General features: G+C 37.5%; 11 protein-coding genes and 1 pseudogene. 8 read left to right on the top strand and 4 right to left on the bottom strand.

The window, feature by feature from the left end:
* Positions 1 to 4: 4 nt before the first annotated feature.
* Complete coding sequence (locus BW724_RS21925; RefSeq protein WP_088077192.1) at positions 5 to 1,186, bottom strand: pyridoxal phosphate-dependent aminotransferase; 1,182 nt, start codon at positions 1,184 to 1,186, stop codon at positions 5 to 7.
* Positions 1,187 to 1,363: 177 nt separating this feature from the next.
* Between BW724_RS21925 and BW724_RS21920 the strand changes: the two genes are divergently transcribed.
* A complete protein-coding gene (locus BW724_RS21920; RefSeq protein ID WP_088077191.1) occupies positions 1,364 to 2,155 on the top strand; it encodes a carbon-nitrogen family hydrolase in 792 nt (263 codons plus the stop codon).
* A 258-nt stretch (positions 2,156 to 2,413) separates the two neighbouring features.
* On the opposite strand, the pseudogene BW724_RS21915 reads toward BW724_RS21920, so the two are convergent.
* From BW724_RS21915 to BW724_RS21905, 3 genes and pseudogenes are all read right to left on the bottom strand, one after another.
* A pseudogene (locus BW724_RS21915) lies at positions 2,414 to 3,877 on the bottom strand (IS1182 family transposase); the annotation flags it as partial.
* 318 nt (positions 3,878 to 4,195) lie between these two features.
* The gene (locus BW724_RS21910) at positions 4,196 to 4,765 is read right to left on the bottom strand and encodes a VanZ family protein (protein WP_088077189.1); all 570 of its coding nucleotides are present in this window, start codon (positions 4,763 to 4,765) and stop codon (positions 4,196 to 4,198) included.
* Between the two features lie 268 nt (positions 4,766 to 5,033).
* Positions 5,034 to 5,213 carry an H-type small acid-soluble spore protein gene (locus BW724_RS21905; protein WP_088077188.1) on the bottom strand — a complete coding sequence of 60 codons (180 nt, stop codon included), beginning with the start codon at positions 5,211 to 5,213 and terminating at the stop codon, positions 5,034 to 5,036.
* Positions 5,214 to 5,466: 253 nt separating this feature from the next.
* Here BW724_RS21905 and BW724_RS21900 point away from each other — a divergent pair, with 253 nt between their 5' ends.
* The 7 genes from BW724_RS21900 to fdhD all read left to right on the top strand — a co-directional run bounded on the left by BW724_RS21900 (position 5,467) and on the right by fdhD (position 15,114).
* Positions 5,467 to 5,745 (top strand): thiamine-binding protein, encoded by a 279-nt coding sequence (locus BW724_RS21900; RefSeq protein ID WP_088077187.1) that lies wholly within the window; start codon positions 5,467 to 5,469, stop codon positions 5,743 to 5,745.
* A gap of 337 nt (positions 5,746 to 6,082) precedes the next feature.
* Entirely contained in the window at positions 6,083 to 6,802 is a 720-nt protein-coding gene (locus BW724_RS21895; RefSeq protein ID WP_088077186.1) for a Na-translocating system protein MpsC family protein, read from the top strand.
* Positions 6,803 to 7,120: 318 nt separating this feature from the next.
* Positions 7,121 to 7,801, top strand: coding sequence for a Na-translocating system protein MpsC family protein (locus BW724_RS21890; RefSeq protein ID WP_088077185.1), 681 nt, complete (start codon positions 7,121 to 7,123; stop codon positions 7,799 to 7,801).
* Between the two features lie 107 nt (positions 7,802 to 7,908).
* Entirely contained in the window at positions 7,909 to 9,162 is a 1,254-nt protein-coding gene (locus tag BW724_RS21885; protein WP_088077184.1) for an ATP-binding protein, read from the top strand.
* 125 nt (positions 9,163 to 9,287) lie between these two features.
* Positions 9,288 to 10,025, top strand: a complete 738-nt coding sequence (locus BW724_RS21880; RefSeq protein WP_088077183.1) for a Cof-type HAD-IIB family hydrolase — start codon at positions 9,288 to 9,290, stop codon at positions 10,023 to 10,025.
* Between the two features lie 1,929 nt (positions 10,026 to 11,954).
* Positions 11,955 to 14,306, top strand: coding sequence for an FdhF/YdeP family oxidoreductase (locus BW724_RS21875; RefSeq protein ID WP_088077182.1), 2,352 nt, complete (start codon positions 11,955 to 11,957; stop codon positions 14,304 to 14,306).
* Positions 14,307 to 14,322: 16 nt separating this feature from the next.
* Entirely contained in the window at positions 14,323 to 15,114 is a 792-nt protein-coding gene (fdhD, locus tag BW724_RS21870) for a formate dehydrogenase accessory sulfurtransferase FdhD (RefSeq protein ID WP_088077181.1), read from the top strand.
* Positions 15,115 to 15,133: the final 19 nt, after the last annotated feature.

Below are 15,133 nucleotides of genomic sequence, written 5' to 3'. Positions count from 1 at the left end.
AAAACTATTTTTGATGGAAAATTCCAAGTTTTTCAATTCTACGTACTGCTTCTATTAATCGTTCCTCATCATCTAATAACCCAACTCTTAAATAGCCTTCCCCAGTTGGACCAAAGCCATTACCTGGTGCCGTCATAACGTGAGCTTTTTCCAAAAGAAAATCACTAAATTCTTCTGAAGTGTAACCTTCAGGGACAGGTAGCCAAGAGAAAAACGTTCCCTTCGGTGCATCTACCTTCCAGCCAATATTGTTCAATTCCTTGATAAAAATATCCCGACGACGCTCATATGTGTTCTTTAATTCAATGGCAGGCTCCTGCGTATCAGTGAGTGCTTTCGCTGCTGCTTGCTGAATTGCGCCAAAAATACTGCAATACATATGGTCTTGAATTAAGTTAAGATGCTCGATGACAGACGGGTTTCCTACAGCAAAGGCGATGCGCCACCCAGCCATGTTATAGGTTTTGGATAAAGTATACATTTCCACACCAATATCTTTTGCGCCTGGAGATTGCAAGAAGCTCCTTGGTTTTTCATCGTCATAACCAAGGGATCCATAGGCAAAATCATGAACGACACAAATATCATGTTCTTTAGCAAGGTCAACAGTAGAATCAAAGAATTCCTTTGTTGCAGTGGCAGCAGTAGGGTTATTTGGATAATTTAAAAACATGAGTTTTGCTGCTGATAAAGTGTCTTGATTTACTTTCGAATAATCCGGTAAGAACTCATTCTCTTTTAAGAGCGGCATGAACGCCATTTTTCCACCAGCAAGGGCAATTCCTGACCAATAATCTGGATAGCCTGGATCTGGCACAAGAGCAGTGTCCCCTGGATTAAGAAGACATTGGCTAATTTCCACAAGGCCTGTTTTTGCCCCAAACAAGACCGCCACTTCTTTTTCAGGGTCCAGTTCCACATCATACTCCCTTTTGTAAAAGTCACAGACTGCTTTTTTCAGAAATGGGTATCCGCGGAATGGAGCGTATTTATGGTGCTTAGGGTTTTCCGCAGCTTGTTGAAGCTCTTTTACAATGTGTGGAGGAGTAGGGAGATCTGGATTCCCCTGGCCAAGGTTAATAACATCGTGACCTTCCTTTGTTAGTTTCTGAACTTTCTGAACAAGCTTGGCAAAAAATTGCTCTGGTAATTGTTTTATCGTGTGAGACGGTTCAAAATAACGCATGAATCATCACTCCAAATATAGGCTAATTTCATTTTAACATAGAGGAGTAGGTCCGAACCTAATGTAATATACTCTTATGTGTGAGGTAGGATTGTTATGATGTTCAGTCTTGGCGCAAGCGTGGTAGACTTATAGTAAAAGAGATCTCAAGTGAACAGGAAAAAGGAGTGGGGATAAATGAGTAGAGTAGCTTTAGTTCAAATGCATATCGCCTTTGGTGATCCTGATACAAACTTTCGGACCGTAGAAGAGAATATTCGTATGATTTGTACTTCTGATAAAAAAGTGGACGTCATTGTTTTGCCTGAATTGTGGTCAACTGGCTATGATCTTACCCGACTCAATGAGATAGCGGATAACGAGGGAAAGACAACTGTGGAGTTTATTGGAAAACTCGCAAAAAGCTTTCAGGTCAATATTATTGCTGGTTCTATCCCTAAGGCTACAGACAGTGGTGTAAAAAATACGATGCTTGTTTTTAACAGAAACGGAGAACTCATAAAGGAATATAGTAAGGCCCATTTGTTCCGACTCATGAACGAAGAAAAGTATTTGATTGAGGGGAACAGTGATGGTTTGTTCCAATTGGATGGTGAGCTGTGTGCAGGCGTGATTTGCTACGACATTCGTTTTCCAGAATGGGTCAGGACGCACATGCTTGATGACACAAAGGTATTGTTTGTCGTAGCAGAATGGCCAAAGCCAAGAATTGATCATTGGCGAGCATTGCTCATTAGTCGGGCAATTGAAAATCAATGCTATGTAGTAGCGTGTAATCGTATTGGTTCAGATCCGAATAATGAATTTGGTGGTCATTCTATCATCGTGGGACCGTGGGGTGAAATCGTAGCGGAAGCAGATGAAAGCGAAACAATTCTATATGGCGATTTAGATATGTCCGAGGTGGAGAAGGTTCGAAAGACGATTCCTATCTTTAGTGACAGGCGAACGGAGCTTTATAGATTATAAGAGGGGTATTCGGCTGGCCTACTACCATCTATCGAACGCGAGAATAGGTCGTAGATGAAAGTTCGCGTTCGATAGGGCATGAATCGAACGTGAATATTGGTCGTAGAGGAAAGTTCGGAACCAGTGATAAAGTCACTATATTTTTCACCAATTTAAGCTTTTTTAACTTTTTTTAGAGCCAGAAAGAGAATTCCTCTTCATTTACCATATATATAGCAGAACAGAGGGTATCTGCACTAGTATTCCTCTCTTTTATTCGGATACTAGTGCTGCTATTCGCTTTATATTAGCTGCTATTGCAGTTAATTTTGATTGTTTGGACACACTTAATCGCCCATATCCTCTAGCTCGGTATAGGCCATTGAATCTCTTTACTTCTCCAATCTTCCCTTCAATTGAAGCTCTCTCTTTATATTTCTCTATGAATTCTTCCGTCTTTTGATACTGAGAAATATCGTAAAACTCAGCTGTATTTTTACCGAGTTTCAGAATTTTTCTTGCTGCTTTCCCAGCACACTCATCATGTAAAGGACAAGTCTTGCATTGATTGATTTCAAAATAATATTTGTATCCTTCAAATGTCCCATTCTTATTGCTAGTCTTGAAATATTTCTTTTTTTCAGTTGCATTTCCATAAGAACATTGCCACTCATCTGCATCTTTATTATAGGTATACTTGCTTTCATCAATTCTGTAAATAAGAGGGCTGACAGGTATGTATGGTGTTATTTTTAGTTCTTCCAGTTCATCTAAGAGAGGTTTTCTAAAATAAGCTTTATCTGCGAATACTTCTTTTATGTTAATACCTGACTTCTTTGTTGCTTTTAGCATACTGCTTAAATGATTACCATCCATATAAGAACCACTTTCTGTTCGAACGGAAGTGATGATTCTTTCTTTAGTTGTCATTGTAAACTCTGTTTTATACCCATAAAAACTCTGTGTTCTACTTTTACGACCAACTCTCGCATCTTCATCAATTAGGGAACGAAGACCTTTTTGGTTTAAAAACTTTGGATCATCTAAAATCTCCTTTGCTTTTTTTATTGAGTCTGATGTTTTACTAATTTGAGTTTGTGCTGAGTCCTCAACCTTGTCTATCACTGATAATAAGTAGTCTTTCATCACCATTTTTGCTTCATTGTGGTCTTCTATTTCTTTATAATCTGGCACCTCAGGTGCCCCTTCTAACACTTCTCCTGCTTCTTCCTCGTAATTTTTCATAATTTTTCTTGCTAAATGTTTCATAATCCGTTCAGGTGTTTTCTTAATCGTGTTTGCCTCAATATGAGTTACATCTACACTTACTCCATCACTTTCAATTAGACCGTGTTCTACACACTGTCTAACAGTCTCTTCTAATATTTCGTCCAAAGTTTCTTCGCCAACACGACGAGTCCGAAACTTTGAATACAGACTTTTATCTGGTAATTTATCTTCTGGATTTAATCCTAGAAAATATAAAAATACTAGATTAAGATTCCCCTCTGTCTCCATTCTTTCATCAGAAAGGTTATAAAGATGTTGTAGAAAAAGGATTTTACACATCATTTCTGGTTCTTTAGCGGGACGGCCAAAGTTCTTACAATACGAATCAGCTAGTAAATCATTGATAAAACTAAAATCGACTACTTTTGATACCTTTTTCAACATATGATTTTCAGGTATTTTATTGTATAATTCAGAGTGAAAGCTTAATTGTTTTGGCTCATGTCGAAGCATAGTAAAAACCCCCTTTGGTTTGTGTTTGGTCACACTTATTATACCATTTAGGGGGTTTTTATTGTTCATAATTCCTATTATTTATATCGTTTTAGTAAGAATTTTTCGTTTTGTATATATTTAGGTCAAAAACTTCTTATTTCTCCATTATTACTAGACTTTTTCACTGGTTCCGAAAGTTCGTGTTCGAACTAAGGCCTGGTTTGTTATCAACTCCGATGCTAAAGACAGTTTACCAATTTTTCCATGGCAAACAGTCATTAAAAACATGTTGATAGAGACAGTGTCAAAGTTTTGCCGAAGTTAAAGCGTCTTAAATTAACCTTTGCTACCAGGTCTATTAGAGAAATGTATGTATAGTTCCTTCAATGTTCGTGCCACAATAAATGCTAGAACGCAACCAAGAGTATTTAAGATAAGATCATCTACGTTAAACGTGCGGAAGGTAAGGCCGATATATGTAAGAATAAGTTGATAGGTTTCAATGAATAAACTAACTAAAAAGCCAATGGTAACAGCATTCCTAACTTTTTTCACATCAAATAAAATTGTCAAATACACCCCAAGAGGTGCTAACATGATGAAGTTATTAAATGATAGTTTAGTGGCATTCCAAAAATGCCAGCTACCTATTTCATGTAGGAGTATATCTTTAACAAAGTAGAAAGGAATTAATTGAACACTTAAATATCCGTCTACAAAAGGAGATATGCCTACATGACCTATAGTTACGTCGATAACATTTACTAAATAAAATAGAAAACTATACAAAAGTAATCTTTTTAGCAACCCTTTTGTTCGGTTTCTTGCAAAATCAATGATTATGTACAGTAAAACTACCAATGCAGCTATGAATGGAATAATAGAATTAAAATCAAACATTATCATCAGTTCTCCTCTTAAGTAAATTCTTCTATCTTTCTATCTATCTTGGGTCCTCTATTATGGCTCTTCTAATCTATTTGTCATAATAACCCATCTAATTATCTTATTTTAGCATAATTTACCACTTAGTAATTGGGATTTTTGGAAATAGAGAGCTACTGATAAAAGCATGAGAAAACTTCTGAGTGAAGTGTTCTCATGCTTTTTGTTCCGTTTAATACTAATTAATTTGTTAAAACTGCGATTGAATAGTAGAACGAATAAATAGGGTTTAGTGTTCTTGTAGCTTTGTTACTTCCACGTTGAATTGGTTTTCTGGCTCGTCCATTGGAAATACACGTGCGTTTTCCGTATTTTGATCCACTTGTTGAATGAACACTGGCTTCCCTTCGTAAGTTACTTTAATCATATCAGGGGAGTCTAAAATTTCCATAATACGCTGTTTTTCCATGACAATATCCTCCTCATGTAGTTATGTAATAAGGTAAAAATTCAAGGTATTTACTACATCTATAGTTTTACTTATCCTCCCGTGATTATGCAGAGATATATGAAGAGCAAGAGAAAATATAAATATTCACAAAAAGTTCGGGGACCAGGTCCCCGAACTTTTAAAGTTTAATTTTTTCAATATGTGGAAATAGACCTATAAAACAATAAGGACAGACATCAAACATCAAACTAAAGCTAGAAAGGGTGGTAATTTGAGTACAGTAATGGCTGGTGTACAAGTACTTCCTAATGGTAAGGACATGAATACCAATGGAATGTTGACAAAGCTTATTGAGGACATTAAGGAGTCGAATGTTAACTATAATGTTGGACCAATGGAAACTGTAATTGAAGGGGATATGCAAGAAGTAATGGAATTGATAATAAAGTTGCAGGGAAAAGCAGTCAATTTAGGGGCCGAAGAAGTGATTACGAATGTTAAATTTCACTACTGTCCTAAAGGGGTGAATATAGGAGAAAAAACATTATAGGTTGTACCAAATACTTGACATGCAGGCTTGTTCATGAATAAAATTTAATAATTAAATAGATAGTTAGGCAATTTTTCCTAAATGTGTATTTCATTTTGAAATAAGTAATATTATATGATAAAATATTTCTGATTCGTGTCTAGCTGGCATGTATCACTATGGATATTGATGCTTAAACAGTAAGAACTAAAGTTTTCGAAATTTGATTACAAATGTATTAAAAATGGTAAATGGAAGATCTATCACAGTATAGCAGTCTTATCCGTGGCCTAACTTCATCCTTTGAGGTTAGGCCACTTTTTTATTATTAAGGATTGATCAGGAGGAAGAAGTGGGGATGATTGAAGAAAAAGAAGTGAAAGTTCAAGAAGTCTCAACTCAAGTAAGCAGTCATATTAGTAAACAATTGAAGAAGCATTTTGGTAAGGGGCCTGAAGCTTGTCATTGTACGATTAATAAAGATTTAAATGTTGTGTTGATCCAAGTCAGAAATTTTATGACACCTGCAGAAGAAATCATGGTAAAAAAAGATGAAATGCACCTTGCTGCATCATATCGATCTTTACTAATAAAATCTATCTTCGACTCAACTAAAACGGAACTATCTAGAATGACAGGTTTCAACTTTCAAGATATACTTCATGACTGGAGCTATGAGACAAATAAAGGTGTACTACTAATTTTAGGGAATACTGACAGTACTATTTTTACCCATACCCAAAAGAACATTCCCTTTTCCACTAATGTATTGGAAAACACAGTTGCAGAGATGTACTCAAGTTTTCATAAGCCGCCTAGTAACATAGAGACATTCTTAGTACATCCAAAAATATATTTAGTGAGAAGTGACGAGGTAATGTTCCCTTTAGAAAACCTTTTACAAGAAAAGGGGCATGAAGAGCTGTTGACAGAATACTATTCTGGTATAACAGATAGTGTGAGAGATCACAAAGAATTAATTGAAAGAGCAATCTCATCAGAAATTGAAGATATTTTCTTTGCTCGTGATGAAAGGAACGGTAAAAGTTACCTCATTATCATTCTAAAAGATTTATAAAAGAATTGACAATGCTACCATTATCATAAAAACTTCTGTAGGCTTACGTTCAAATGCAGATAAGTTAACATAAATTTACACCATTTAGAAATATTTTGAAATAATTCCTTCCTCTTTGGGTAGAATAGAAATGAACCTATCTAAAAGATCTTTTTATAAGGGTTTAAAATAACCGGTACACTATATATCATTACAACTATTGAAATGAGTAAAATGTCATGAATAGCATTTGAATAGGACAATATCTATGCTATGATAAAAAAGGTTAACGTTTTAAAGGCGTAAACTATAGATGTACCTTTAGGGGAAGGGTTAATAATGGTACCACAGGAAGTATTAAATAAAATTAGTAGCTATACTAGTAAAATTTTTCGACAAAAGTTCGGCAGGGGTCCAGAATCATGCAGAACAACGATACATAAAAACCACCTTGTTATATATATTCGTGGGTTTGTTTCTCCAATGGAAGAAATACTACTTGAAAAGGGACAAACTGCGTATGTTAATCATGCTCGAGATGTAATCGTTCAGCATATATTAGAAGAATTAAAAGGCGTTGTACAAATAAGCCTCGATGTTGAAGTGGATGAGTATTATCATGACTGGAACTTTCCTAGCAATGCTGGGATGTTAATGATGATACTTAATCATCCAGTTGAAACAACTGAAATTACTCCTAATTTTGACCCGAACGAGCTCGAGTTGGAAGTGGCAAGAATAACATCCATTGTACAAAAAGAACCAGATATAATAAGAACACATTATCTTAGCAGTAATTTTGTATTGGTGGAGAGAATTGGAATTTTAATAACGATTGAAAAAGCTCTCATTCTAAAAGGTTTTTCAAGTGAACTCCTCTTAACGAAAGACGATTTAGAGAAAAGTTATTTTCATCGAGATGCCAATTTTGAAAAAATATTTACAACTCCTGTTTTAGATTTATTTATAGATTGGGATTTTAAGGAGGATAAATCTTTAATGGGGTTTGTACTTAAATAATTAAGGGTAAATGTAGAGAAGCGTTAATTATGACGGAAGCTGTACATGACCTAACTTCTTTTATAATAAGAGGTTAGGTCTGTTTTTTTATAAAAGGAGAGATTAATATGAATGCTCTGCGAAAAATAAAGGATATAAAAATTCAAGTAGTATTGGCCTTAACTATAATAGTTATTGGTATATTACTAATAGAATTGGGCTTTCATTGGGTTACTTTAGTGGTAACTTTGGTAGTTCTTCTTTTATCCCTTCAAATATATATACTCCTACAGGAAAGACGCATCATGGAAAACGAATCGAAAAATATTCAACTACTTAAAAACCAGAATGAGAATTTTATAGATAATATTCCAATTGCAGTTTGTTTTTTAATAAAAGGTAAAATTAGTTATGCGAATGAAGAAGCGATAAAAATGTTTGGTGCCAACAACTTAGCTGAAATTGAAGGGCAATCCATTTTTAATTACATTCCTCGTGAATTTTGGGAACCTATCACGATGGAAGAGACTCTTTCAAAGCATAAAAGTGGAGGAAGTAAAGGAAATGCCATTGGTCTACTTAATAAAGGTAATGGTGAAACGATAGATATCCAACTCCAATATGAACATCTATTTCTTCAGAATACATGGGGATATGGCGTAGTTATTAAAGATATTACTGATTTAAAAAATAGCGAGAAGCAACTACAGCACTCAGAGCAGCTATCTGTAATTGGAGAGTTGGCAGCAGGAGTTGCACATGAAATAAGGAATCCCTTAACTAGCCTGAAAGGATTTATCCAATTAATTAGTCATGAATCAAAAGAAGCAAGTACCTACCAGGAAATAATGACTTCAGAATTAGAAAGAATTAATCTTATTGTTAATGAATTATTGCTACTCGCAAAACCAAAGGAAGCAGACTATGAGTCTAAGCATTTATTATCTCTTGTAAAAACTGTTGTTACGATTGCTAATACGCAAGCAATACTCTACAATATTCAAATTAAACTTGTCTATAATGAAGAAATTGATAAAGTCTATATAGAATGTGAAGAAAATAAATTGAAACAAGTCTTCCTTAATGTTCTTAAAAATGCTATAGAAGCAATGGAGAAGGAGGGGGACATTTACATTAAGTTTAAAAAGCTAGGCGATCGTATTATTATGCAATTTATTGATGAGGGTCCTGGTATTTCTAAGGATAAACTAGCTAACCTAGGGAAGAGGTTTTATACAACGAAGCAAGATGGGACAGGGCTAGGCTTGATGATAAGCAAAAATATCGTTCGAGAACATAAAGGTGATATGGATATAACAAGTGAAGTAGGAGTAGGTACGAAAGTAGAAATTAGCCTACCATTAAAAAGTTCGAGTTCATAAAAAGTTCGGGGACCTGGTCCCCGAACTTTTTATGAACTTTAAGCCATTGTACTTTTCTTCGATTCGTGTTTATTTAACAAAAAAGGTATACTAAGGGTTGAATTTGTTTTAGCGAGGTGTGCGAGATGAACAAACAATATAAGCTAATTGCCTTAGATATGGACGGAACATTATTAAATGACCAACATGCAGTACCAGAAGAAAATGCTCTTGCAATTAAAGAGGCGCAAGAGAAAGGAATACACGTAGTTCTAAGTACAGGTCGTTCTTTGGCCTCTTGTAGAGAATACGCACAGGCACTTAAACTTTCATCTTATTTGGTTACTGTGAACGGCAGTGAAATATACGATGAGCATGGGGAACTGATAGAACAAAACCCAATTCAAGCTGACTATATTCAAATGATGTGGGATCTCCGCAACGAACACAAAACTGGGTATTGGGCAGTATCTGAAAATAAGGTATGGAATAATACAGATGATTTAACTGATATTCCCTCCCACCAATGGTTGAAGTTCGGTTTTGATATAGAAGATAACAAGGTGAGAGAAACAATTCTTGAGCACTTATCAAAAAACAAAGATCTTGAAATTAGTAATTCAAGTCCTACAAACCTTGAGGTAAATGCAGTAGGCGTAAACAAAGCAGTTGCATTAACAAAAGTATGTGAGCGGTTGGAAATTACGATGGATGAAGTCATTGCAATGGGAGACAGCCTAAATGATTTAGCCATGATAACGGAGGCTGGATTTGGTGTGGCTATGGGAAATGCACAGGATAAAGTGAAGGACGCTGCAAACTGGGTGACTGATACGAACAATAATGCGGGCGTAGGGAAAGCCATTAGAAAATGGGTTTTATAAGTTAGTCCAGTTAGATTAAATGAGTAAGTGATAGTGCCGGGCGATTATTGCCCGGTATTTTTGTTTGTTTGAAAAACAAATGTCGTTAATGGACTCCTTAAAATCATTTCGGCTTTATCATTGTTATTTGAAAGCGACTTGCGACAATAGGAGGTGTGGTTAGGATGGAACTGTCGTTAGTTGCGTGAACTAACGACAAAAGGGAAGTGTGCTAAGAGCAAACTGTCGTTAGATGAAGTGACTAACGACAAAAGGGAAGTGTGCTAAGGGCGAACTGTCGTTAGATGAATGAACTAACGACAAAAGGGAAGTGTGTAGGGCACGAACTGTCGTTAGAAGAATGAACTAACGACAAAAGGGAAGTGTGCAGGGCACGAACTGTCGTTAGATGAAGTGACTAACGACAAAAGGGAAGTGTGCTAAGGGCGAACTGTCGTTAGAAGAATGAACTAACGACAAAAGTGAAGTGTGTAAAGGGTGAATTGTCGTTAGAAGAATGAACTAACGACAAAAGTGAAGTGGGTAAAGGGTGAATTGTCGTTAGAAGAATGAACTAACGACAAAAGTGAAGTGGGTAAAGGGTGAATTGTCGTTAGAAGAATGAACTAACGACAAAAGTGAAGTGGGTAAAGGGTGAATTGTCGTTAGAAGAATGAACTAACGACAAAAGTGAAGTGGGTAAAGGGTGAATTGTCGTTAGAAGAATGAACTAACGACAAAAGTGAAGTGGGTAAAGGGTGAATTGTCGTTAGAAGAATGAACTAACGACAAAAGTGAAGTGGGTAAAGGGTGAATTGTCGTTAGAAGAATGAACTAACGACAAAAGTGAAGTGGGTAAAGGGTGAATTGTCGTTAGAAGAATGAACTAACGACAAAAGTGAAGTGGGTAAAGGGTGAATTGTCGTTAGAAGAATGAACTAACGACAAAAGTGAAGTGGGTAAAGGGTGAATTGTCGTTAGAAGAATGAACTAACGACAAAAGTGAAGTGGGTAAAGGGTGAATTGTCGTTAGAAGAATGAACTAACGACAAAAGTGAAGTGGGTAAAGGGTGAATTGTCGTTAGAAGAATGAACTAACGACAAAAGTGAAGTGGGTAAAGGGTGAATTGTCGTTAGAAGAATGAACTAACGACAAAAGTGAAGTGGGTAAAGGGTGAATTGTCGTTAGAAGAATGAACTAACGACAAAAGTGAAGTGGGTAAAGGGTGAATTGTCGTTAGAAGAATGAACTAACGACAAAAGTGAAGTGGGTAAAGGGTGAATTGTCGTTAGAAGAATGAACTAACGACAAAAGTGAAGTGGGTAAAGGGTGAATTGTCGTTAGAAGAAGGATCTAACGACAAAAGAGAAGTGTGTAAAGGGTGAATTGTCGTTAGTTGAAGGATCTAAAGACAAAAGAAAGAGTGAAAAGAGCTAAATTGTCGTTAATAAGAGGATCTAACGACAAAATCGGAGCAAGATAAGGAAGGAATGTCGTTAGAGCAAACTTACTATTTAGTTCCTTTTGGGAAAACCACACCTGAAATTCTCAAATCTCAATTTACAATCCTCAAACCTTCCTCCTCATTCCACAATATAGCCTTTAAATTCAAGACGTAATATCAGACTAATAAATGCTATAATAATATTAACTTAACACTACTATTATAGTAATAAACCAACTCCAACTACCCAACACACAGTGTAAATCAGCTTTAGCTTAGCTAGAATAAACCACCACGATAAAAAGTAAATCAACACGTATGCGAACTTACTTAAAATAATAACCACCTATGCAGAAATCAGACCCAACTAACTAAAATATCAAAACGTACTAAAACGTACCAAAACGCACAAAAAACGCACAAAAAACGCACCAAAATGTAAGCGTGTACAAACTAACTTTTTATAAGCAAAACAAATCAAATCAAAACAAAAAAGGGTGATACCATGGGGAAAACGAAGCACGATGGACCTGTTAAATTACCTAAAATCCCTGATCCGAAGCTATGGGCAAGTTGGCTGCCACTGGGAATAGGTAAAGTGAAGCCCAAACATATTAGGGATACGGCAAAGGCTGTTTGGGAGAACAAGGATAACCTGCCATATGCGTCACGAATTATTACACGTGGCGTTTGTGATGGGTGTGCATTAGGTGTTGCTGGCCTTAAGGATCAGACACTTACTGGGCCACACATTTGTACGACGAGGCTTAATGTTCTTCGACTAAACACCATGTCAGCTATAAAGGATGATGTTCTATTCCAAGATATAGCCCATTTGCGAACCCTTTCAAGCTCACAGCTTAGAAAGCTTGGTCGCATACCATATCCCCTTTCTAGAAAGCCTGGGGAAAAGAAATTCACCCGAATTACTTGGGACGATGCCCTTAATAAAATTGCGAAGAAAATAAAATCTGTGGACCCAAAGCAACTCGCTTTTTTTCTCACAGCAAGGGGTATTACGAATGAATCTTATTATGTTGCTGGTAAAGTAGCCCGTTTCCTTGGAACGAATAATATTGATAATGCTTCACGGATCTGTCATTCTCCGAGTAAAACGGGGCTAAAACGCTCCCTTGGCATTGGCGCATCTAGCTGTAATTATAAGGATTGGATCGGTACGGACGTCTTAGTTTTCTGGGGTTCTGTAGCGGCAAATAACCAGCCTGTTTCTACGAAGTACATGTATGCGGCGAAACGAAAAGGGACGAAGATTATTGTCATTAATCCGTACCATGAGCCGTCCATGGATAAATACTGGATTCCTTCTGTTCCTGAGAGTGCACTATTTGGAACGAAGATAGCGGACGATATTTTTCAAGTGAATATTGGTGGAGATATTGCTTTCATGAACGGTGTCATGAAGCACTGGTTTGAAATGGAGGAGGAAAATCCAGGATCTGCTATAGACCAGGCATTTGTTGAAAAAAACACGAATGGTATTTCAAAGCTTAAGAGACATATCCATAACCAAGACTGGAAAACACTTGAGAAATCCTCTGGACTAACAAAAGAGCGTATGTTGGAATTCGCGAAGCTTCTGGCAAAATCAAAATCTGGTGTTTTCGTTTGGTCCATGGGATTAACGCAGCACCGTTTCGGAACGGACAATGTCTCACAAGTGGCCAATTTAGCGATGCTACAGGGATTTCTTGGCCGAGAAAACTGTGGCTTGATGCCAATAAGAGGTCACTCTGGTGTGCAGGGCTCGGCTGAGATGGGAGCAGATCCATTTGTTTTACCAGGGAGTGATTTTGATGAAAAAAATAGGAGAAGAATGGAGCAACTATGGGATTTTCCAGTTCCAGAGTGGCAGGGAGATATCGTAGGCGTATCCCTTGAAAATGCGATGCTACCTGCAGCACACGAGCGAAAACTAAAACTCTTTTATACTTCTGGAGGTAATTTTCTTGAAACGATGCCAGATCCAGAGTTTGTAATGAAGTGCCTAGAAAACGTAGATATAAGGGTTCATCAAGATATTATTTTAAACACGTCCACCCTCGTTGATGCCAAGGAGGAAGTGATCGTTTTGCCAGCCATGACGCGCTACGAACAAGCTGGAGGAGGAACTTCCACCTCAACTGAACGCATGGTTTACTTTTCCCCGGAAATAGAAGGACCGCGCATTGGTGAGGCGCGATCAGAGTGGGAGATTTATGTGGATTTGGCGAAGCGAGTAAAACCAGAACAAGCAGAAATGATAGATTTTCAAAGTGCGCAACAAATAAGGGAAGAAATAGCATTGGCAAACCCTGTTTACGACGGTGTCCAACATCTTCAGAATAAAGGTGATGTTTTTCAATGGGGAGGGGCTTGGCTCTGTGAAGGGGGAATATGCCCAACGGAAGATGGCCGAGGCAATCTCCTACCGATTCAAGTTCCTGAGCTAAGAAAACCTGAGGGACATTTTTATGTGACAACTAGGCGGGGAAAACAGTTCAACTCCATGATTTATAGTGAGCGAGATCCAAACAATAACGCTGATAGATACGATGTGTTAATTCACAAAGATGATGCCCGAGAAATTGGCGTTTCTGATGGGGAAGCTGTGGTGGTTTATAACAAGTTTGGTGTTTTTCATGGAAGGGCCAAGTACGATCGAACGCGCAGAGGGAATATTTCACTTTATTGGCCAGAGGGGAATGTGGTCATTCCGAAAGGCGTCTATGAAGAGCACGCAGGAATTCCAGAGTATAACACGGCTGTTATTGTGGAAAAAGCGGACACTTACCATGCCCATAAGGATAGGAAGTATGTGGAGCGGCGGATTGAAGAGCTAGAAACAGAGATTAGCTAAGGGGAGGGGGCGTTCTATGAAAAACAACGTAAGTCGAGCATTGCCAATAGTTAAATATGAACAGGACAGTGGTTTTCACAAAATGGAGGACGCAATTGCCATAGAATTTCCCCTCACTATACAACTGGACGGGGAAGAGTTCGGAACGATGCTTTGTACGCCATCGCACATGGAGGAACTTGTGATTGGCTTTCTTGCATCTGAAGGGGTGATTAGATTACCTTCAGAAATCGACTCTCTTTCCATCGATGAAGGAAAAGGATTTGCTTACGTTTCGTTAAAAAGAAAGCTAGCGTCCGATTATCGGTCCATGTCAAAGCGAGTGATTGGTTCCTGCTGTGGAAAAAGTAGACAGTTTTATTTTAGCAACGATGTGAAAACGGCCAAAACGATTTTTTCCAAAACAAAGATCAATCCAGCACAAGCCTTTCAGCTAATGAAGTCACTCGAAGACACTTCAGGTCACTTTCAAGAAACGGGGGGACTGCATAACGGAGCGCTCTGCACAAAGGAAGAAGTGTTGGTGTCACGGGCTGACATTGGACGCCATAATGTACTTGATAAAATCTATGGCTATTGCTTGAAAAATGGAGTGTCGCTAAGGGACAAGGTGATTGTATTTAGCGGGCGGGTTTCCTCGGAAGTTCTGCTAAAGGTTTCCAAAATCGGTGTCGGAATTATTCTCTCAAAATCTGCCCCAACAACGATGGGAATCCAACTAGCAGAGGACTTAGGAATTACCCTTGTAGGCTTTGCAAGGGGCAAGAGGTTTAACATATATAGCCACCCAGAGCGGATAGGTGATTAATTTACGAAATATTCTGTAA

This window comes from Litchfieldia alkalitelluris (genome assembly GCF_002153425.1).
Classification (GTDB): domain Bacteria; phylum Bacillota; class Bacilli; order Bacillales; family Salisediminibacteriaceae; genus Evansella; species Evansella alkalicola.
The sequence above is the reverse complement of the archived record's forward strand: the minus strand, read 5'-3'. Positions and strand labels throughout refer to the sequence as shown.

Coding starts and splice junctions, on each gene's coding strand:
- BW724_RS21895 (WP_088077186.1), top strand. CDS start 6,083: ATGATTGAAGAAAAAGAAGTGAAAGTTCAAGAAGTCTCAACTCAAGTA.
- BW724_RS21910 (WP_088077189.1), bottom strand. CDS start 4,765: ATGATAATGTTTGATTTTAATTCTATTATTCCATTCATAGCTGCATTG.
- BW724_RS21880 (WP_088077183.1), top strand. CDS start 9,288: ATGAACAAACAATATAAGCTAATTGCCTTAGATATGGACGGAACATTA.
- BW724_RS21905 (WP_088077188.1), bottom strand. CDS start 5,213: ATGGAAAAACAGCGTATTATGGAAATTTTAGACTCCCCTGATATGATT.
- BW724_RS21920 (WP_088077191.1), top strand. CDS start 1,364: ATGAGTAGAGTAGCTTTAGTTCAAATGCATATCGCCTTTGGTGATCCT.
- BW724_RS21885 (WP_088077184.1), top strand. CDS start 7,909: ATGAATGCTCTGCGAAAAATAAAGGATATAAAAATTCAAGTAGTATTG.
- BW724_RS21925 (WP_088077192.1), bottom strand. CDS start 1,186: ATGCGTTATTTTGAACCGTCTCACACGATAAAACAATTACCAGAGCAA.
- BW724_RS21890 (WP_088077185.1), top strand. CDS start 7,121: ATGGTACCACAGGAAGTATTAAATAAAATTAGTAGCTATACTAGTAAA.
- BW724_RS21875 (WP_088077182.1), top strand. CDS start 11,955: ATGGGGAAAACGAAGCACGATGGACCTGTTAAATTACCTAAAATCCCT.
- fdhD (WP_088077181.1), top strand. CDS start 14,323: ATGAAAAACAACGTAAGTCGAGCATTGCCAATAGTTAAATATGAACAG.